Genomic DNA, 20,793 nt, shown 5'->3' with positions numbered 1-20,793 from the left:
CCTGCGAAGAACGCGCAATTATCGAACAATTCCCCTACCCTCCGGTATCAGTAGCCCTTCTCGACCGCCATCTTTCGACAGCCCAGACTATGAGCACCACGCCTGACAAACGGGACTATTTCGGCGCCAAGGCCACCTTCGACACCGGCTCCGGCTCCGCCTACATCTACCGCCTGGACCGCCTGGCCAAATCCTTTCCGGGCATCAACCGCCTGCCTTTCTCGATCAAGGTGCTGCTCGAAGCGGCCCTCCGCGAGTGCGACGGCTTCCTGGTGACCCGGGAAGATGTCGAGCGCCTCGCCACGTACGACCCGAAGGCGCCGGCCCAGGAAGAGATCCCGTTCATGCCGGCGCGCGTGCTCCTGCAGGATTTCACCGGGGTGCCGGCCGTCGTCGACCTCGCAGCCATGCGCTCCGCCATGGCCCGCCTCGGCGGCGACCCCAACGAAATCAACCCCGGCGTGCCGGTACACCTGATCATCGACCACTCGGTGCAGGTCGACGCCTACGGCATGGCGGACGCCCTGCGCATCAACTCGGAATACGAGTTCGAGCGCAACGCCGAGCGGTATGAGTTCCTCCGCTGGGGCCAGCAGGCGTTCGACAACTTCGGCGTCGTCCCGCCGGCGTCGGGCATCTGCCACCAGGTCAACCTCGAGTATGTCGCGCGCGCCGTATGGACGCGCCCCGAGGCGGACGGGCTCGTCGTCGCCTACCCGGATTCGCTCGTCGGCACCGACAGCCACACGACCATGATCAACGGCCTCGGCGTCGTCGGCTGGGGCGTGGGCGGCATCGAGGCGGAGGCCGTCATGCTCGGCCAGCCGGTCTACATGCTCATGCCGGAGGTGGTGGGCTTCCGCCTCACGGGCGAGCTGCCCGAGGGGGCCACGGCGACGGACCTCGTGCTCACCGTCACCCAGATGCTCCGCAGCTACGGCGTCGTCGGCAAATTCGTCGAGTTCTTCGGCCCGGGCCTCGGCCGGCTCACCGTGCCGGACCGCGCCACCATCGCCAACATGGCTCCGGAATACGGCGCCACGATGGGCTTCTTCCCCATCGACGGCGAAACGATCGACTTCCTCCGCCGCACGGGCCGCGACGCCGACCTCGTCACGCTCGTAGAGCGTTACACCAAAGAGCAGGGCCTTTTCCGGACGGACAGCACGCCGGACCCCGAGTTCGTCGACACGCTCGAACTCGACCTCTCGACGGTCGTCCCGAGCCTCTCCGGCCCCAAGCGCCCGCAGGACCGGATCGCCCTGCCCGACGTGAAGCAGGTGTTCGCCACGTCGCTCACCACGCCGCCGGGCCCCAAGGGCTTCGGCCTCAGCCCCGAGGCGCTGGCGAAAAAAGGCCGCTACAAGGACGACAAGGGACGGACGATCGAGATGCAACACGGCGATGTCGCCATCGCCGCCATCACGAGCTGCACGAATACGAGTAACCCGTCGGTCATGATCGGCGCCGGCCTCGTGGCCAAAAAAGCCGTCGAGCGCGGCCTGACCGTCAAGCCGTTCGTCAAAACCAGCCTCGCGCCGGGCTCGAAAGTCGTGCACGACTACCTCGAGGCCGCCGGCCTGCTGCCGTACCTCAACCAGATCGGCTTCAACATCGTCGGCTACGGCTGCACGACGTGCATCGGCAACTCGGGACCGCTCAACGAGCCGGTCGTCGCGGCGATCAAGGAGGGCAACCTCATCGCCGCCGGCGTGCTCTCGGGCAACCGCAACTTCGAGGGCCGCATCCACCCGAACGTGCAGGCCAACTTCCTGGCCTCGCCGCCGCTCGTCGTGGCCTACGCCCTGGCCGGCACGGTCGACATCGACCTCACGAAGGACCCGATCGGCACCGACAAGGCCGGCAAGCCGGTCTACCTGAAAGAGATCTGGCCGACGAGCAAGGAAATCCAGAACGCCGTCAGCCAGTACCTCACGCCGGCGATGTTCGAGAAGGAATACAACGGCATCGAGACCTCGAACGAGGACTGGAACAAGATCAAGATCCCCGAAGGCTCCATCTACGAATGGAGCACGGAATCCACCTACATCCAGGAGCCGCCGTATTTCGACGACCTGACCGGCGAGACGCCCACGATCGCGCCGATCGGCGGCGCGCGGGTGCTGGGTATCTTCGGCGACTCCACAACCACCGACCACATCTCCCCCGCCGGCGCGATCAAGCCGGACGGGCCGGCCGGCAAGTACCTCACCGAACACGGTGTGCCGTTCCTCGATTTCAACTCGTTCGGCTCGCGCCGCGGCAACCACGAGGTGATGATGCGTGGCACCTTCGCCAACATCCGCATCAAAAACAAGCTGCTCCCCGGCACGGAAGGCGGCATCACCAGATACCTGCCCACGGGTGAGACGCTGTCCATCTACGACGCCTCGATGAAGTACCAGGCCGACGGCACGCCGCTGGTCATCTTCGCCGGCAAGGACTACGGGATGGGCTCGAGCCGCGACTGGGCTGCCAAAGGCACGATCCTGCTCGGCGTCAAGGCCGTCATCGCCGAAAGCTTCGAGCGCATCCATCGCTCCAACCTGATCGGCATGGGCGTCCTTCCGCTCCAGTTCAAGGAGGGCGAGAGCTACGTGACCTACGGGCTGGACGGCACGGAAACGTTCGACGTCCCGGTGACGGACGACGTCAAGCCGCGCCAGGACATCGTGGTGACCGCCACCCGGGCCGACGGGTCGAAGGTGACGTTTACGACGACGTGCCGGCTGGACACCCCCGTCGAGGTGGATTATTACCGCAACGGCGGCATCCTGCACTACGTGCTGCGGAATTTCCTGAATCGGGCGATGGCGGGGGCGTAGGGAGGGTCACTGGTCATTGGTCATTGGAGCACCCTCTAATCACCCCTGACCGAGGTCCAGTGACCGATGTCCAGTGACCAATGACCGATGTCATCACGACGCCGGCGCGTAGTCTCGTTCGATCCGGCCGTCCACCAGTTCGACGACCCGGGTGCCGTAGCCGGCGAGCTGCTCGTTGTGCGTCACCTGGATGATGGTGACCCCTTCGTCGTTCAGGGCCTTGAGCGTCTCCATCACCTCCTGCGCCTGGTTGGAATGCAGGTTGCCGGTGGGCTCGTCCGCCAGGATGAGGCGGGGCTCGATGATGAGCGCCCGCGCGATGGCGACCAGCTGTTGCTGGCCCCCCGAGAGCTGATTGGGGAAGAGATCCTTCTTCGCCACGATGTTGAACCGATCCAGCATCTCGGCCACGCGGGCCTTCCGTTCGCCGCCCTTCATCTTCTTGTACAGCAGCGGCGTCTCCAGATTTTCGTAGACCGTCAGATCGTCGATGAGGTGGTAGGCCTGGAAGACGAACCCGATCTGCTCGCGATGCAGCGCCGTGCGCTGTTTCTCGTTCATCCCGTGCACCGGCTGGCCGTCAAACAGGTAAGCGCCTTCCGACGGGTCGTCGAGCATGCCGATGATGTGCAGCAGCGACGACTTGCCGGCGCCCGAGGGCCCCATGATGCTGACGAACGCGCGTTCCTCGATGTCCAGATCGATGTTCCGCAGGATGAAGTGGCGCGTAAAGCCCTGCTGGTATGCCTTGGTGATGCCTTTGAGTTGGAGCACGGTATTCGGGGTTGAGATAAGAGGAAGCGTTCAGGCGGCCGGCGTCTCGCGCTGGCGAAACATGACCGGGATGACACGGGCATGGGAGGCGCCGATCTGGACCAGCTCCCACCCGGTATCGTACGACAAAATCTGATGGCGAAGCCGCTCGATGCGCGACTCCTCGGGGGACTGCGTCGTACAATCGAAGGCCTCGACACGGTAGTGCATGATATGGCGTTTCCCATCGACGCGAACTTCGACTTCGACGGTTTGCTCGGGTTCGAGCGCGGGCAAGTGTACGCAGATCTCTTTCATGGTCTTGTCGGATGATGATACCTATTCGTAGCGGATGCTGTCTACCGGGTCGGCCAGGGCGGCGCGGATCGCCTGGAAGCTGACCGTCAACAGCGCGACGACCAGGACGAGCGCGCCGGCCGCGACAAATAGCGCCGGCGAGATATCCACGCGATACGCGAATCCGTCGAGCCACCGCCGCATCGCCCACGTGGCGACCGGCGTCGCGATCACGAACGACACCGCGACGAGCACGACGAACTCGTTCGCGATCAGCGCGACCAGCCCGGCCGACGACGCGCCGAGCACCTTCCGGATGCCGAGTTCCTTGGTCCGCCGGGAGACCGTGAGCGTCGCCAGCCCGAACAGGCCCAGACAGGCGATCAATACGGCCAGCAACGACGCGATGCCTACCATCCTCCCCAGCCGCTCTTCCTGCACGTACTGACGCTGGAGCGTCTGGTCCAGAAAGGAATACACAAAATCCTGCCCCGGCGCCACCGTATTCCAGGCGCGTTCGATCCGATCGACCCGATCCCGGAGGTCTCCCGGCCGGATGCGAATCGCGATCTTGGGCTGAGGCGACTGGCCGGCGCTATGATCGGACGCGCCCTCGTCCAGCATATCCAGATTGAGGACGAGCGCCAGGGGCGTCACCTCGGTGTGCAACGACGCAAAATTGAAGTCCCGCACGACGCCGATGATGCGATGGGGCCCGAACGGGCCCGGCAACTGGGCCGTGAGGGGATCGTCCCACCCGTACGCCGCGACAAACGCCTCGTTGACGATGATGGCCTGGTTGGCGTCGGATGGGATATCGAGCGAGAAGTTGCGGCCCGTCGTCATCTCCATCCCCATCGCGTCGATGTATTCGGGGTCGACCACGTTGACGTTGAACTCCCGGAAACGGCCGTCATTGGCGCGGTATCCCAGTTCCAGCCAGGCCCCGCTCGCGAACGCGTACTGGGAACTCCCGATACGCACGACGGCGGGATCGCCGGCGAGTTCGTTCCGCATCCGCTCGACCAGCGGCGCCCCGACTTCGGGCGGCACGCCGGTCTCGACGACCACCACCTGTTCCCGATCGAACCCCAGATCGCGCGTCTGCACATACTGAAGTTGGGAGCGGATCACGAGGGTGCTGGCGATCAGCGCTATCGAAAGCACAAACTGCACGGCGATCAGCCCCTTGCGCAACACGTTCCCCTGCCGGCCCGCCGCCACCGCCCCCTTGAGCACCTGGATCGGCCGGTACTCGGACATGACGACAGCCGGATAGGCCCCGGATAACAACCCCACGCTCAGGAACAGTCCGGTCGCTATGGCGATGAGCCCGCCGTCCAGCCGGATCGCCAGGCGCTGGCCGGCGAGGGCGTTGAAGAACGGCATCGCCAGCCAGGCGAGCGCGAACCCGACGCCCATCGTGATCGCCGTGAGCAGGAGGGTTTCCCCCCAGAACTGGAGCATCAACTGGCTCCTGTTGGCGCCGACGGCCTTGCGGATCCCCACCTCGGTCGCCCGCCGGGCCGACCGGCCGATGGCGAGTATCGTGAAGTTGATGCAGGCGATGAGGAGCACAAAAAACGCGATGGTCGCGAGGATGTAGGAATAGGCCGGATCGCTCACCGGCGCGATGCCCTGGGGGATGGCCGTATTGAGGTGGATGTCGGCGATCGGCTGGAGCCCCACTACGTATTGCCCCGGCTGCACCTCGTCGCCCAGGACCGTATTGACCATCGCCGGCAGCTTCGCCTGAAACGCGTCGGCGTCGGTGCCGGGCTTCAGCAGCAGGTACGTCTCGGGCGACACGTTGAACCACGCCTGGAGGGCGCGTTCGCTCCACCGCCGGCCGGTCCCGTTTTCGAACCGCAGCACCACGCCGTACTGGATCGAACTGTTGGGGGGCGGATCGGCGGCGACGGCGGACACGACGAACGGCTCGAAGGTCTCGTCGCCGATCCGTATGTCGAGCGTTTTCCCGAGGGCAGCCCCCTCGCCGAACAGCCGCCTCGCCGCGCTTTCGGAGAGCACGACATCGTTCAACCCGTCGAGCGCCTGCGACCGCTCGCCGGCGACGAGGGGGAAATCGAACACCTCGAAAAAGGCGGCATCGACGAGTTGAATGGACTCCGTGAGCGTATTCGCGCCCGGCCGCACCAGATTGTCGAACACGGTGTAGCGCACATAGGCCTCCACCTCCGGATACGTCTCGGCAATGGCCGGCCCAAGCGGCATGGGCGTGACGCTGTTGAAGAACTCCTGCCCCTCACCGTACGACTCGTGGACCCAGGCCCGGTAGATGCGATCCGATTTTTCGTGGAAGCGATCGTACGTCCACTCGGAGCGCACGAAAAGCATGATGAGCAGACTGCAGGCGATGCCGACGCTGAGGCCGACGACGTTGATGGCGGCGTAGCCCTTGTGGCGCCAGAGATTGCGCAGGGTGGTATGCAGGTAGTTTTTCAGCATGATATTGGGGATATAAAGTCGCCCTATTCGTAGCGGAGACTGGTGACGGGATCGCGCAAGGCGACCGCGAGCGCCTGCCCGCCGATCGTCAGGGCGGCGATGACCAGCGCCAGTCCGCCCGCGAGCACGTAATACACGGCGACGCCGGACAGGCGATAAGCAAACTGCCCCAGCCAGGCGTCCGAAATGGCGAAGGCGATCGGCCCGGCTACACACGCCGCGACGACCACGAGCGCCAGCATGTCGCGCGTCAACAGCCCGACCAGGTGCGCCGCCGAGGCGCCGAGCACCTTGCGGATGCCGATCTCCTTCGTACGCCGGCTCGCGGAGAAGGCCGCCAGGCCGAACAGCCCGAGACAGGCGATCACGATGGCGAGCAGGCTGAACCCGGCCAGGACCTGACCGAGCTGGCGTTCGGACCGGTACACCGCCGCGCCGGCATCGTCCAGAAACTGGTAACTGAAGGGCAGACGCGGCCCGAAGGATTGCCAGACGTCCTCGATGCGCTGGAGCGTGCCGGCGAGATCGCCGGTCGCCATCCGGATCGTCAGGACATCGAACTGATCCGGGATGACCCGCAGCGCCAGCGGCTGCACGGCCTGACGCAGCGAGCGGAAGTTGAAGGAGCGCACGACGCCCACGATGTGACCGCCGCTGGGCCAGGCATCGAATCGCCGGCCGATCGCCTCCTCGGGGCGCAAAAACCCGAGCTGCGCCACGGCCGCCTCGTTCACGATGAGCGCCCCCGAGCTGTCGGATACGAAGTCGGACCCGAACCCGCGTCCCGCCACCACCTCGATATCGTACACATCCAGAAACTGGTCGTCGACCAGCAGATGCGCCATCGCAGTTTCCGCCAGCGTACCGTCGGCCGTTTCGACGCTCATCAGCCAGTTGCCCTCGCGCATGCTCGCCGCCGGCGATTCCGACGAGGCCGTCAGCGCCTCGACGCCCGGCTGCTCCAGCAGCGCCGACCGCACCGCCGCGAGCTGCGAGCCGATCGCCGCATCCTGTCCGAACGGCACCACGATCATATGCTCCCGCCGGAAGCCGGGATCGTACGTGTTCAGAAAGTTGACCTGGGCGAAGATGATGGCGGTGACGACGATGAGGGTGACGGATACCGCAAACTGCAGGACGACGAGGCCCTGACGCAGCCGGCCCCTGCGGGTTGCCGGCTCGCCCTTGAGCACGTGGAGGGGTTTAAAAGCGGCCAGATAAAAGGCCGGATAACTGCCGGCCGCGAGCCCGACGACCACCCAGAGCAGGCCGAGCACGGCGACGATCCAGGGCAGGTCGCCGACGGCGGGCATGAGCGGCTTGCCCAGGTAGCCGCTGAAGGCCGGCAGCACCGCCCAGACGACCGCGACGGCCATCCCCAGGCTGAGCAGGCTCAGCACCAGCGACTCCATCAGAAACTGGGCGGCGACGTGGCTCCGCTGGGCCCCGACGGCTTTCCGGACCCCCACCTCGCGCGCCCGAACCATCGCCCGCGCCGTACTCAGGTTGACAAAGTTGACGCAGGCGAGCACGAGGATGAACACGCCGATCAGACTCAGAATCGAGAGTTGCGTGGCCGAGCCGGTCGGGCCGGCCTGCTGCGTCCGGTCGGACGTCAGGTAGATGTCCGACACCGGCTCGAGCGCCAGCGCGAACTTCCACGACGCCTCGATGCCGGCAAACTCGGGGCGTCGCTGCAGCGTCTCGTTGATGGCCGTCTCCAGGCGCTGCCGCTCCGTGCCGGCGCGCGCCCGGACGTACGTGTAGAACTGCCCGGACACCCAGTTGTCGAACAGCCACCCCTGCATGGCCTCGACGCTGGACATGCTCCCGAGGATCTGGAAAGCGAGGTGCGACTGGGCCGGCAGCGGATTCAGGATCCCCGTTACCCGCGCGTCGACCGCCCCATTGACGCGGATGGTCTGCCCGACGGGATCTTCGTCGCCGAAATAACGCGCCGCCGCGGCGGGCGTCATGACGATGCTGAACGGTTCATCGAATACCGAGGCGGGGTCCCCCTGCAGCAGGGAAAGCCCGAGCACATCGAACACGGTCGAATCCGCAAAAAACACCTGCTTTTCCTGAACTATCGCGTCGCCCCGCTCAAACTCGAAGTCGCCCGCATAAAGCCGGCTCGCCGCCTCGATGTCGGGCACGGCCTCGACCAGGAAGGGCGCGATGGGCGCCGCGGTCATCGCCGACCGCTCGGGCTCGCCGGCGGCGGTTTCGTCGGTCGCCACCCGGTACACCCGTTCGTAGTGCGGCGCGTAGCGGTCGTAGCCGGCTTCGAACCGCACATACATCACCAGCAACAGGCACGCAGCCATGCCGATCGTGAGTCCCGCCCCATTGAGCAGCGAGAAGCCGCGATACCGCCAGAGCTGGCGGAGGGCGATCTTGAGGTAGTTATTCAGCATGGCATTGACGGATTGGAAGGAGGCAGGTTATTCGTAACGCAAACTTTCCACCGGATCGGCGAGGGCAGTCCGGATTGCCTGGTAGGACACGGTGAGCCCGGCGAGGAGGAGCACGCCGGCGCCCACCGCCGCGAAAAGCGTCCACGACAGGGGGATCTGGTAGGCGAAGGCCTTGAGCCACTGTCGCATTAACAGGTAGGCCACCGGAGCGCCGAGGCAAAAACTGGCCGCGACCAGCAGCGAAAACTCGCTCGACATAAGCACCACCAGCTGCGCCACACTGGCGCCCAGTACTTTCCTGATGCCGATTTCCTTCGTCCGTCGGGCGGCGCTGAAGGCGGCCAATCCGAAGAGCCCCATGCACGCGATGAGCACCGCAAGGATCGACGATAGGCCGAACACCTGGCCCGCCCGCTCTTCGCTCCGGTAGAGTTTCTCCAGCTCTGCATCGAGAAACGAGAACGCAAACGGACGATCCGGCATCCAGGTGGTCCAGGCGGCCTCGATGCCGGCCAGCGCGTCTGCCGTGCTTCCAGGGGCGATGCGGACCACGATGAAGTTGCACCCCCAGGGCTCGACGAAATACGCGAGCGGCTCGATCGTCTCTCGCAACGAGAGGTAGTGATAATCCGCAATCACGCCGGCCACCGTACCCCACCGATTCCCGGACAGGGCGACCCGTTTGCCGATGGCTTCATCTGGCGTCCATCCGGCGGCCTGCACCGCCTTCTCGTTCAGCAGATATTGATAAGATCCCGAGGTGATCGAATCCGATCGTACCGGACGCAAACCCGGGCCGGCCACCAGATGCAACCCCAGCGTCTCTACGACATGGGCGTCGGACGGCACGCCACCGATCGCGATCGTTTCGTCACCCCCTTCGATACGCAGGCCATAGCCGCCACGCTGGTATCCCGGGAGATGATTTACCGCGGCCACGCCGGCAACCGATCGAAGTTGCAGCATCGCCTCGCGCATCGGTTCGTACGCGCGCTGCGTGGCCGGGTCGCCGACCGGGATGGGCAATGCGACCACGTGTTCTCTGTCAAACCCCAGATCCGCCGTCTGTACGAAACGAAGCTGACCGCTCACCACGACGGTCGCCACCAGGAGCACGACCGTCGCTGCAAATTGAAAGATGACCAGCCCGCGACGAAGCCATCCGCTTCCACTGCTAGAAACGGCCCGTTTGAGGATTCCCGCCGGCTTGAACGAAGCAAGCAGCAGTGCCGGATAGCTCCCGCCCGCGACACCGACAACCACCACGACACCCACCATGGCAGCCCAGGTGGCGGCGTTGCCCCAGAGGGTCAGGTTCTTGCCGGCGATCCCGTTGAAGGTCGGCATGCAGGCGGCGGCGAGAGCGACACCCAGCGCGAGGGAGAGCGTTGCCAGCACCATCGACTCGCCAAGGAACTGCCAGAACAACTGGTTGCGATTCGCGCCGGCGACCTTGCGGATGCCCACTTCCCGGGCTCTGTAGGCGGCGCGCGCGGTCGACAGGTTGACATAGTTCACGCTGGCGATCACGAGAAGCAACAACCCGATCGTCCCCAACAGGTAGACGTACGTGCGATGCCCTTCCACGTCGAGATAAATGCCGAGCAACGGCTGCAGGCCCAGCCGGTAGTCGGGCTCGACCTCACCGGCTTCGCGGGCTTCGGCGACCAGGTTATCCAGGGTAGCCTGCACCCGTTGCGGATCGGTACCGGGGCGCAGCCGGAGGTAGGTCAGAAAATTGGCGCTCCCCCATATCTCCTCCGTCGCCCAGTGCGTGGTGGCAAAGGAACCGAGGAAATCGAATTGAAGATGGGACGTTTCCGGTATCGGTGCCAGCACGCCGGTCACTTCGTACTCGCGCGAACCGATGGTCAGCCGCTGTCCTACCGGGTCCTCGTCGCCAAAATACTTCTCGGCCATCGGCGCGGTGAGCACGACGGTGTTCGGCCTGTTGAGCGCCAGGCCGACGACGCCGGCTTGCAGCGGAAAGGTGAACACATCGAAAACCGACGAATCCGCATAGAAGAATCGCGACTCGAGAAATTGCCGATCGCCACGGCGGACGACAACATCCTGGAAGCTTCCGATATTGTACAGCCGCGCAGCCGCCTCGACACCGGGAATGGCGCGAACAGCGAGCGGAGCGACGATGGTCGGCGTCACTTCGTTGTCGTCGCGCACATGCACGCGGTAGATGTCGGCCGCGTGCGCGTTGAATCGGTCGAAGCTCAGGTCGTCCTGGATGTACCGTGCGATGAGCAGGCAACACGCCATCCCGAGCGCCAGGCCAGCCATGTTGATGACCGTCTGGCCGCGATGCCGCCAGAGCTGGCGGAAGGCGATCTTGAGGTAGTTATTCAGCATGGGATTGGCGGTTTGGAAGGAGGCAGGTCATTCATACCGCAAACTATCCACCGGATCCGCGAGGGCGGCGCGGACCGCCTGGTAGATCACCGTCAGCAGGGCGATGGCGATGGCCAGCACGCCGGCGGCCAGAAACACGCCCATCCCCAGCGGCATGCGGTAGGCAAAGCTGTCGAGCCAGCGCTCCATCGTGAAGTACGCCACCGGAATCGCGACGGCGAACGCGACGACCACGAGCGCGATGAACTCCCGCGAGAGCAGCGACACCAGGTTGGAGACCGACGCCCCGAGGACCTTCCGGATGCCGATCTCTTTCGAGCGCCGCTCGGTCGCGTACGCCGCGAGGCCGAACAGGCCCAGCGAGGCGATGAGCACGGCGATCAGCGTGAAGTAGCTGAAGGTCTGGCCGAGCCGGCGTTCCGAGCGGTACAGCGCGTCGAAGTCGTCGTCCAGGAAGGTGTACTCGACCGGGTAGTCCGTGAAGGTGTCGAGGGTCGACGTGATGAACGCCAGGGTTGCCGGGATGTCGGTCGGGGCGATGCGGACCGCCACGCGGTTGTACCAGTTGCCGCTCATCCGCACCATCATCGGCGCTATCGGCAGGTGGAGCGAGTGCAGGTGGAAGTCTTTCATCACGCCGATCACCTGCCCGTCGTCCGTGAACCGCTTGCCGACGGCCGTTTCGGGCGTCCAGCCGAGCGCGGCTACGGCCGTTTCGTTCAGGATGATGGCCTGCAGCGAGTCGCTGGTGAAGTCGGGCGTGAATCGCCGGCCGGCGACGATGGGAATCTCGAACACATCGAAGAAATCGTAGGTCACGTTGGCCTGATAAACGGTCAACTCCGCGTCGCCTTCGTGCCCTTCCCACGCCTGCACGCCGTTCGACGATTCGATGTTGGTGGGGAGGCTGCTCACGGTGGTCACCGAGCGCACGTTGGGATGGCGGCGCAGGGTCTCGATCAGGACGTCGGACTGCTGCCGCAGCCCGCTATCGTAGATCGGCAGGCTGACGACCTGCTCGCGGTTGTAGCCGACGTCCAAGTTCTGGATGTACTGCAGTTGCCGGTAGATGACCAGGCTGCCGGCGATGAGCACGATCGACGCGGTGTATTGCACCACGATCAGCATGCGCTGCAACCGGGATCGGTCCGGCCCCCCGCTGACGCTGCCTTTGAGGGTCTGGATGGGCCGCAGCTTCGCCATGTAAAAGGCCGGGTAGCTGCCGGAAACGAGACCGACAAAGATCATCAACGCCAGCAGCACGGGATACAGCAAGGGCTGATCCCACGCGATGGCGATCGGTCGATCCACGAGGGCCCCGAACACGGGCGTTCCGTACCGCGCCAGCAGGATCCCGAGCACGAGCGCGACAAAAGCCATCAACACGGATTCGCTGATGAACTGCACGATGAGCTGCCCTCGTCGCGCCCCGATGGCCTGGCGCAGCCCCACTTCCCGCGCGCGCTTGATGGATCGGGCGATCGCCAGGTTCATGTAATTGATGCAGGCCAGCAACAGGATAACCAGCCCGATGGCGCCGAAGAGATAGACATAGCGAATGTCTCCCGACTGACCGAGATCGAAATTGGCATTCGAATACAGATGGATATCCGTCAGCGCCTCGACGATGTATTCGTAGTTGTGCGCCTGCTCCGCGCCCACATGCCGCAGCACGAAGTCGGGCATGGCCGTCTGCAGGGCCTCCGAATCGCTCCCGGTCTGCAGGCGGAAATACGTCACGTAGGAGTTGTTGGTCCAACGGGTCAGGCTTCCGACATAATTGTCGTTCGCGTGGATGGGAAGCACGAAGTCGAACGTGAAGTGGGCATTTTCAGGCACGTCCTCCATCACGGCCGAGACGGTGAACGGCTGCACGCCGGACCAGGTCCGGACGTCGAGGGTCTGACCGAGGGGGTCTTCCTCGCCGAAGAGGCGCTTCGCGAGCGTAGCCGAGAGCACCATCCCATCGGGCCCTCGGAGGGCGGTCGCGGCATCGCCCCGCAGCATCGGGAACGGCAGCACGTCGAAGAAGCTGGAATCCGCCCAGATGCCGTCTTCCATAAAATTCGCGTCGTCGGTGCCGAGCAGCACCCCGATATTTGCGACGGAGGTCGCATGGAGCACCTGCGGGAAGTCCGCCTCGAGCGTCCGCGCGAGCGGCGCCGGCGTGACGGCGAACCGGTCGTTGCCCATGAAGACATTGTTGGGCTGTCGTTCGATGATGCGGTAGACGTCATCCGCCCCGGGGTGAAACCGGTCGTGGCTCAGTTCGAACTGGATAAAGAAGTAGATGAGCAGAAACGACGCGATACCCAGCGCCAGCCCGAACACGTTCAGGCCGCTGTACAGCTTCTGCTGCGCCATCGTGCGCAGGGCGATCTTGAGGTAGTTTTTCAGCATGATATCGGGCAGTGGAATCGTGCGCGGGCGGGAGCGCCCTATTCGTAGCGGAGGCTTTTCACGGGGTCGGCGATCGCCGCGCGGATGGCCTGGTAGGCGATGGCGAGGAAGGCGATGAGCACGGCGGCGAGCCCTACCAGCAGGAAGATGCCGGCGTTCATGTCGGACCGGTACGCGAACGTCTCGAGCCAGCGCCGCATGCCAAAAAAGGCGATCGGCCACGCGATCACGGTCGCGAGCGCCACCAGCTTCAGAAAATCCCTGGAGAGGAGCCCGACCAGCGCCGGCACGCTCGCGCCCAGCACCTTGCGTACGCCGATCTCCTTCGTCCGCCGCGATGCCGCCAGCGCAGCGAGACCCACCAGCCCCATCGACGCGATGAGGATGGCGAACAGCGTCGAATACCCCACGATCTGCCCCCACCGGCGCTCCGCCGCATACTGCTGCTGCACGTCGTCATCCAGGAAAAAGAAGCTGAACGGGTGGTCCGGCGACACGGCTTTCCAGGTGTCCTCGATCGTTTGCAGCGCCTCGGTCACGCGCCCGGGGCGGACGCGGACCAGCACGTTGCCGAAGCCGTACGATGGCGTCATGTGCCAGAACGAGGGTCCGATGGGCTCGTGCAGCGAGCGCGAGTGATAATCCTTGACCACGCCGATCACGGTGAGCGGCTCGGCTCCCTCGTCGTCGTTGTACCCGAGGAGGCGTTGACCGATGGGCTGATCCCAACCGAAGGCTTTCGCAAAACTCTCGTTGACGATCGCCGCATGCGTGGGATCGGAGGGGTAGTCGCGGGAAAAATTCCGGCCGGCGACGAGCTCCATGCCGGCGGTGTCGAGGTACTCGTAGTCCACGCGCAGCCGGGCCGATGCGCGGGGCGTCCCGTCCGGCTCCTGCCACGAGACGGTATCGTAGCTCCGCGTAAACGAATACCCGGCGCCGGCGGCCGATACGATTTCGGGCCGGCCGGCGAGCGCCTGCTTGAACGACTCGACGGTCTGGATGGACTGCTCCGAGAAATCGAAGGTATTGAGCACGACCACCTGCTCGCTGTCAAACCCGAGATCCTTGTGACGGAGGTAATTGAGCTGCCGCGTCATGATCGTGGTCGCGATCATCAACGCGATGGCGAGGGCATACTGAAAGACGACCAGGCCCCGCGTGAGCCGCACGCGTCCGCCCACGCGCGCCTCCCCTTTCAGCGCGTTGATGGGTTTGAAGGCGCTCAGGACGAAGGTGGGGTAACTCCCGGCGAGCAGCCCGATCGCCGCGGCCAGCAGGAGCAGGGCACCGACCGACGCCGGCGTCGCCAGGGGCTGCATCGTGAGCGGCAGGCCGGTGAGCGACTTGAAGAGCGGCAGCGCCGCCCAGCACAGAATCACCGCCAGGGCCACCGCGGCGGCGCTCATCACGGCGGCCTCGCCCAGGAACTGCTGCGCGAGCTGCCCCCGTCGGGCGCCGAGCACCTTGCGGACGCCCACCTCGCGCGACCGGCTCGACGAACGGCCGATGGCGAGCGTCATGAAGTTGATGCACGCGATGAGCAACACGAGCAGGCCGATGCCGCCCATCGCCCACGAATAAAGCGGGTTATGCGTCGCTTGTTCGTAGATGCTCACGATCTCGGGCTGGAAATGCAGACGCACGAGCGGCTGGAGCACGAGGCGGAACGCGTCGTCGCCATCGGCCAGGTAGCCGGCTTCGCGGCGCCGTTCGATGAAATCGGCGAACGTCGATCGCACCAGCGGAACGAACGCGGCCTCCACGGCGGCGGGGTCCTGCCCCTCCTCCAGCAACAGATAGGTGGAGGCCCGCCCGCCCCAGTTATTGGCGCCCATGCCGAAATTCGGATATTGCGCGAACGGGATGAGGATGTCCATCTGGAGACTGGACTGCGCCGGCATGTCGCGCATCACGCCGTCCACCACGAAGTCGCTCGGCCCGTTCTGCGTCAATACCTGCAGCCGCTGGCCGACGACCGAGGCGAGATCCATCGTCCCAAAGTACTTCGTGGCGATGCGCTCGCTGATGACCGCCGACTCCGGATTGCGCAGGCTGCGCGCGGGGTCGCCGGCGACGAAGGGCAGCGTGAATACATCGAACACCGTCGAGTCCGCGTAAAAAAACGGCTCGACGTTGGACTCCAGATCCTGCCGTACCAGGAAGTTGTTGCGCACCAGCCGGGTATAGCTCTCGATGCCGGGTACCTGTTCGGCCACGCCGGGAGCGGTCTCGGGGAACTGAAGGACCCGATAGTACAGCCCGCCATCCGGCATCGTTTCCCGGTGGAGCACCCGGTAGATCCGATCCCGTTTCGCATGGGAGGTATCGAAGCCGGCCTCGTACTGAATGAACAGAAACAGCAGCAGGCAGCAGGCCACGCCGATCGCCAGGCCGGCGATGTTGATGAACGCGTAACCTTTCTGCCGGCGCAGGTTTCGGAGCGTGATCTTGAGGTAGTTTTTCAGCATGATCGCGGAGAGGATGGTGGCGCCTATTCGTAGCGCAGGCTTTTTACGGGGTCGGCCACGGCGGCGCGGACGGCCTGCCAGGCTACGGTGAGGAAGGCGATGGCCAGCGCGCCGCCGCCGGCCAGCAGAAATACATCGGCGCCCAGGTCGATCCTGTACGCGAATTCGCCGAGCCAATGCTGCATCAGGACGAGTGCGATGGGTGCGGCGACGAGCGACGAGATGCCCACCAGCTTGAGCACATCGGCGGTGAGCAGGCGGACCAGGCCGGCGACCGACGCGCCGAGCACCTTGCGGATGCCGATCTCCTTGGTCCGCTGCTCGGCCGTGAAGGCGGCCAGACCGAAGAGGCCCAGACAGGCGATGAAGAGCGCCAGCAATGCGAAGCTGCGCGTGAGGTCGCCCAGGCGTGTCTCGTCACGATGCCGCGACGCCCAGGCCGCATCGGCGAAGGTGTACGTGAAGGGGCGGTCGTCAACGAACGCCTGCCACACGGCGCGCATGGCGGCGAGCGCGCCGGCCACATCCGCCCCGGGCGCGAGCCGCACGACGAACGTACCCGGGAAAAACATCGACCGCCAGTCGCCCGGCTTCTCGAAGACGGCCGGCTCGATGGGGGCATGCAGGGACGCCAGATGGAAGTCGGACACGATGCCGATCAGCGTTTGCCCCGGAAAGGAGGCCTCGTCCAGGACCTCGCCCACCCGGTCCTGCACCCCGAAAAGGCGGGCCGCCGTTTCGTTGAGCAGCAAGGCCGTCGAATCCCCCTCCGCGCGAAATCCCCGGCCGGCGACGACGCGCATGCCGACGGTAGCGAAATAGCGTTCGTCCACTTTCAGGTAATGCAGGAGCGCTTGCTGATCGCCGATGGTTTTCGTCGAGATGATCCCGCCATCGAGCGGCATCCCGAACGCGTTGGACACCGACGCCACACCCGGCACCTCGCTGAGGGCCGCCCGGAAGACGTCGGCCTGGGCCGTGAGGGGGCCCTGCATCGGGATGCTCAGGAGCTGCTCGATCTCATAACCGGGGTCTTTGGTCTGGATAAACCGCACCTGCCGGCCGATCACCAGCGTCACGACGATGAGGACGATCGACATCGTGAACTGAACGGCGACCAGGGCGCGTCGCACCTGCCCGCCCCCGCCGCGGGAACGCCCCTTCAGAACGCTCATCGGCTGGAAGGCGGAAAGATGGAGCGCGGGATACCAGCCGGCGAGCAACCCGATCAGCAGCGTAAAACCGGCAAGCATGCCCCATGCTCGGGGACCGCTGAACAGGCCGCCGGCCAGCTCCCGGTCCGTCAGCTGGTTGAACAGGGGCGCGGCGAGCTGCGCGAGGAGGCACGCGAGCCCCACCGACAACGCGCTCAGCACCAGTGCCTCGCCCATGAACTGTCCCATGAGCTGCGCCCGGCCGGCCCCCACTACCTTGCGGACCCCCACTTCGCGGGAACGCTGCAGCGCGCGCGCCGTGGCCAGGTTCATGTAATTGATCATCGCGATGGCGATCAGGACGATGGCCACGAGGCCGAACAGGAACGGCAGACGCGCTTCGCTATTGGCCTCCGCCTCGCCGCGCAGCGCGGAATGCAGGTGGATATCGACCAGCGGCTGCAGATGAAAGCGCATCCCGCGCAACGCCATGCCGAGCACGGCCGCGACCTGCTCGGGGTCGGTTTCGGAAAACGCGTCCATCCGCGCCTGGATGGCGTCGAGATCGGCATCGGGCGCGAGGAGGAGGTAGGTGTAGCTCGATAGCTGCTCGGGCCGGCCCTCGCCGTCGGTCTGCCGCAGCGAGGAAAACGACGCCAGCAGGTCGAAGTGCAGATGCGTGTTGGTGGGCGGGTCCGCCACGATGCCGGTGACCGTGAGCACCTCGCCGTCCGCCTGTTCGAGCGTCCGCCCGAGGGGGTCCGCATCGCCGAAATAACGCTGCGCCGTCGACGCCGTCAGGATGACGCTGCGCGGCGCAACCAACGCCGTGGCGGGGTCGCCGGCGATCAGCGGGTAGGAGAACACCTCGAAGAACGAGGGATCGGCATAAAAAAACCGGGGCTCGGACTGCAACGCGCCGGCGCGCCGGAGCACCGTCTCCTGCCGATGCAACCGCACGGCATCCACGACGCCGGGGATCTGGTCCCGGAAGTAGACGCCGGCCTGCGCAAACGCCGTCGCCATTGTGCCGAAGGTGCCCATCTCCGTCACGAGCCGGTACACCCGCTCGCTCCGTTCGTGAAACCGGTCGTACGACCGCTCGTGCTGCACGTAGCGCCCGATCAGCATCGCCGCGGCGATGCCCACACTCAACCCCACCACATTGAGGGCGCTGTAGCCTCGATGCCGGTTGAGGTTGCGAAGGGCGATGATGAGGTAGTTTTTCAGCATGGGATGATGTCCGATGGGGACGCTCGGCGGCGATGCTATTCGTAACGAAGGCTTTCCACAGGATCCGCCAGCGCCGCGCGGACGGCTTGCGAGAGGACGGTGATCAGCACGAGCGTGAGCACGATGGCGAGACCCGTCAGCATCACGCCGGCGCCGAACGCGACCCGGTCGTAGAAGGTGTTCAACCAGAGGTTGTTGACGTAATAGGCGACCGGAAACGCGAGCGCGGCGGCGCCCAGCGCGAGCAGCAGAAATTCGCGCGACAGCAACCAGCTCACCTGGGCCACGCTGGCGCCCAGCACCTTCCGGATGCCCACCTCCTTCACCCGACGGGCCACGACGTAGGCGACCATGCTCAGGAGGCCCAGGCAGGCGATCGCCAGCGCCAGCACCGCCAGCCACCCGACGATCGCGGTGATGTCGCGGAAGGATTTGTTGACCGCGTTGTCGCGCGCTTCGAGCGCATACCGCTGGATCTCCAGGGTGTGCTGGCTATCGATCCGCGCCCAGATCGCTTTCAAGGCGGCTGAAACCGCCTCTTCGCGACCCGGCGTCGTGCGAACAGACAGGGTGAGGAAGGCGGCGGGGTCGTTCAGGATGAGCAGCGGCTCGGGCGCGGTCGACATCATGTCCACCTGGAAATCGCGCACTACCCCTACGACTGGCTGCAGGCTGTCCCTGAAGGCGACGGAGGCCCCGAGCGCGTCGTCGAAGACATGGAATCCAAAACGGCGAGCGGCCGTCTCGTTGAGCAGCACGCCGGGCGTGCTCCCGGCTTCCTCCTGGAAGTTGCGCCCCGCGAGGAAGACGAGGTCGAGATTTCTGATGAAGCCGGCGCTGGCGCTAAAGTAGTTCGTCCGCACGGTATCCTGCCCATACGCCATGTACGCCGACGTCCCGCCGCTGGCAGCCGGCAGACGCGACGTGGCCCCCGCCTCGACGACATCCGGCACGCGCAGCAGCTCCTGCCGCAGCAGCGCGCTGTCGTTGCCCTGCAGGTCGATCACCAGCTGGTCGTCCACGTTGAACCCGAAGTGCCCCTCCCGCATGTAGCCGAACTGGCGTACCAGCAAGACCGTGGTGACGATGAAGAAAAACGAGAAGGCCAGCTGAGCGAAGGTCAGGGTCAGTCGCAGACGCGATGCCGAGCGCCCCTGGCTGTCGATGCCGCCCCGCAGCACGGCGGAGGGCCGAAACGACGAGAGCCTGAACGCCGGAAACACGCCGGCCAGCAACCCGACCCCGAGTGCGAAGACCAGATAGATCGCGATCAGGCCCGGACTCAGCAGCATGGACGGGCTCACGGCGACGTCGAGTTCGGACAGGATCGAGATCTGATTGAAGGCCGGCACCAGCAGCGACACCATCATCAGTCCCACGACGAGCGCCGCCAACGCCGTGAAGATCGATTCGGCCAGAAACTGAGCCCGCAGATGCCCGGGGGTCGCGCCGATGGCCTTGCGTATCCCTACCTCCCGGGCCCGCCGAGTCGATTGCGCGACGGCGAGCCCGACGTAGTTGAACACGGCGACGATCACGACGGAAATCCCGAGCCCCAGCAGCGCCCACACCAGAAACCCGGGCAGGTTGTACGAAGCGATCTCGTTGCCCACCTCCGGCCCGAGGGTGATTGCGGTAAGCCGCTGCAGATACATCACATAATCGCCCCGATACCGCTCGGCATACCGCGCCAGGTGAGGGGCCAGCACGGCGGGATCCGCACCGGGTTTTAGCAGCACGTAGGTGGCAAAATGCCAGAAATTATCGGCATTCTGCAGTTCCTCGCGTCCGCTGTCGAGGGTCGAGAGCGTCTCGAAGGAAGCGAGGACGTCGAACCGAAGGTGCGACTTCACGTGGGCGGTCCGCACCACGCCGGTGACGGTATACTGTCCGAAACGGGTCAGTTCGAAGGACTGGCCGATCGGGTTCGCGTCGCCAAAAAACCTGGCCGCCGTTTCTTCGGTCAGGATGATCCGATGGGGGCCGGCAAGCGCCGTGGCCGGGTCCCCGGCGACGAGTTCGAAATCGAACAGCGAAAAGAAGGACGGCTCGACGTGCAGCCCGTTCACGAACAGCGCCTTGTCGTTCGCCGAGGCATCGGAACGGATCTGGCCGAACCGGACGACCTCCTCCACCTCGGGGACATCCTGCTTGAGCGACGGCCCCAGATACGCCGGCGTGGCGGCCAGCGCGCGCCGATCCGGACGCGCGGCGAGGACCCGCACGATCCGATCCGCCTTCGCATTGAACCGATCGTAGCTACGCTGGTCCTGGACGAGCAGCAGCACCAGCAGGCTCAACGTCATCGCCGCGCCGAGGCCCACCACGTTGATGAGGGTGGCTACCGGCTGGCGGCGCAGGTTGCGGAGGGTGACGGTCAGGTAGGTTTTCAGCATGATGTTGAACCGTA

The 20,793-nt window shown here is 65.3% G+C and carries 10 protein-coding genes; 1 reads left to right on the top strand and 9 read right to left on the bottom strand.

What is annotated here, in order from left to right:
* Positions 1-89 precede the first annotated feature (89 nt).
* Entirely contained in the window at positions 90-2,825 is a 2,736-nt protein-coding gene (gene acnA, locus R2834_05710; protein MEZ4699805.1) for an aconitate hydratase AcnA, read from the top strand.
* 93 nt (positions 2,826-2,918) lie between these two features.
* Here the strand turns inward: acnA and R2834_05705 are convergent, their stop codons facing one another.
* Genes R2834_05705 through R2834_05665 form a run of 9 tightly spaced genes read right to left on the bottom strand, consistent with a single transcriptional unit; the run spans position 2,919 to position 20,779 of the window.
* Complete coding sequence (locus R2834_05705; protein ID MEZ4699804.1) at positions 2,919-3,599, bottom strand: ABC transporter ATP-binding protein; 681 nt, start codon at positions 3,597-3,599, stop codon at positions 2,919-2,921.
* Positions 3,600-3,629: 30 nt separating this feature from the next.
* Positions 3,630-3,896 carry a hypothetical protein gene (locus R2834_05700; protein MEZ4699803.1) on the bottom strand — a complete coding sequence of 89 codons (267 nt, stop codon included), beginning with the start codon at positions 3,894-3,896 and terminating at the stop codon, positions 3,630-3,632.
* Between the two features lie 21 nt (positions 3,897-3,917).
* Positions 3,918-6,344, bottom strand: a complete 2,427-nt coding sequence (locus R2834_05695) for an ABC transporter permease (protein ID MEZ4699802.1) — start codon at positions 6,342-6,344, stop codon at positions 3,918-3,920.
* Positions 6,345-6,367: 23 nt separating this feature from the next.
* Entirely contained in the window at positions 6,368-8,761 is a 2,394-nt protein-coding gene (locus R2834_05690) for an FtsX-like permease family protein (protein MEZ4699801.1), read from the bottom strand.
* 27 nt (positions 8,762-8,788) lie between these two features.
* Positions 8,789-11,125 carry an ABC transporter permease gene (locus R2834_05685; protein ID MEZ4699800.1) on the bottom strand — a complete coding sequence of 779 codons (2,337 nt, stop codon included), beginning with the start codon at positions 11,123-11,125 and terminating at the stop codon, positions 8,789-8,791.
* A gap of 27 nt (positions 11,126-11,152) precedes the next feature.
* Positions 11,153-13,525, bottom strand: a complete 2,373-nt coding sequence (locus R2834_05680; GenBank protein ID MEZ4699799.1) for an ABC transporter permease — start codon at positions 13,523-13,525, stop codon at positions 11,153-11,155.
* Positions 13,526-13,563: 38 nt separating this feature from the next.
* Positions 13,564-15,996 carry an ABC transporter permease gene (locus R2834_05675; GenBank protein MEZ4699798.1) on the bottom strand — a complete coding sequence of 811 codons (2,433 nt, stop codon included), beginning with the start codon at positions 15,994-15,996 and terminating at the stop codon, positions 13,564-13,566.
* Between the two features lie 23 nt (positions 15,997-16,019).
* The gene (locus R2834_05670) at positions 16,020-18,383 is read right to left on the bottom strand and encodes an ABC transporter permease (protein ID MEZ4699797.1); all 2,364 of its coding nucleotides are present in this window, start codon (positions 18,381-18,383) and stop codon (positions 16,020-16,022) included.
* Positions 18,384-18,418: 35 nt separating this feature from the next.
* The gene (locus R2834_05665) at positions 18,419-20,779 is read right to left on the bottom strand and encodes an ABC transporter permease (protein ID MEZ4699796.1); all 2,361 of its coding nucleotides are present in this window, start codon (positions 20,777-20,779) and stop codon (positions 18,419-18,421) included.
* Positions 20,780-20,793: the final 14 nt, after the last annotated feature.

It is taken from the genome of Rhodothermales bacterium, from assembly GCA_041391505.1.
Classification (GTDB): domain Bacteria; phylum Bacteroidota; class Rhodothermia; order Rhodothermales; family JAHQVL01; genus JAWKNW01.
Note: the sequence above shows the minus strand (reverse complement) of the source record. Positions and strands in the feature narration are given on the sequence as shown.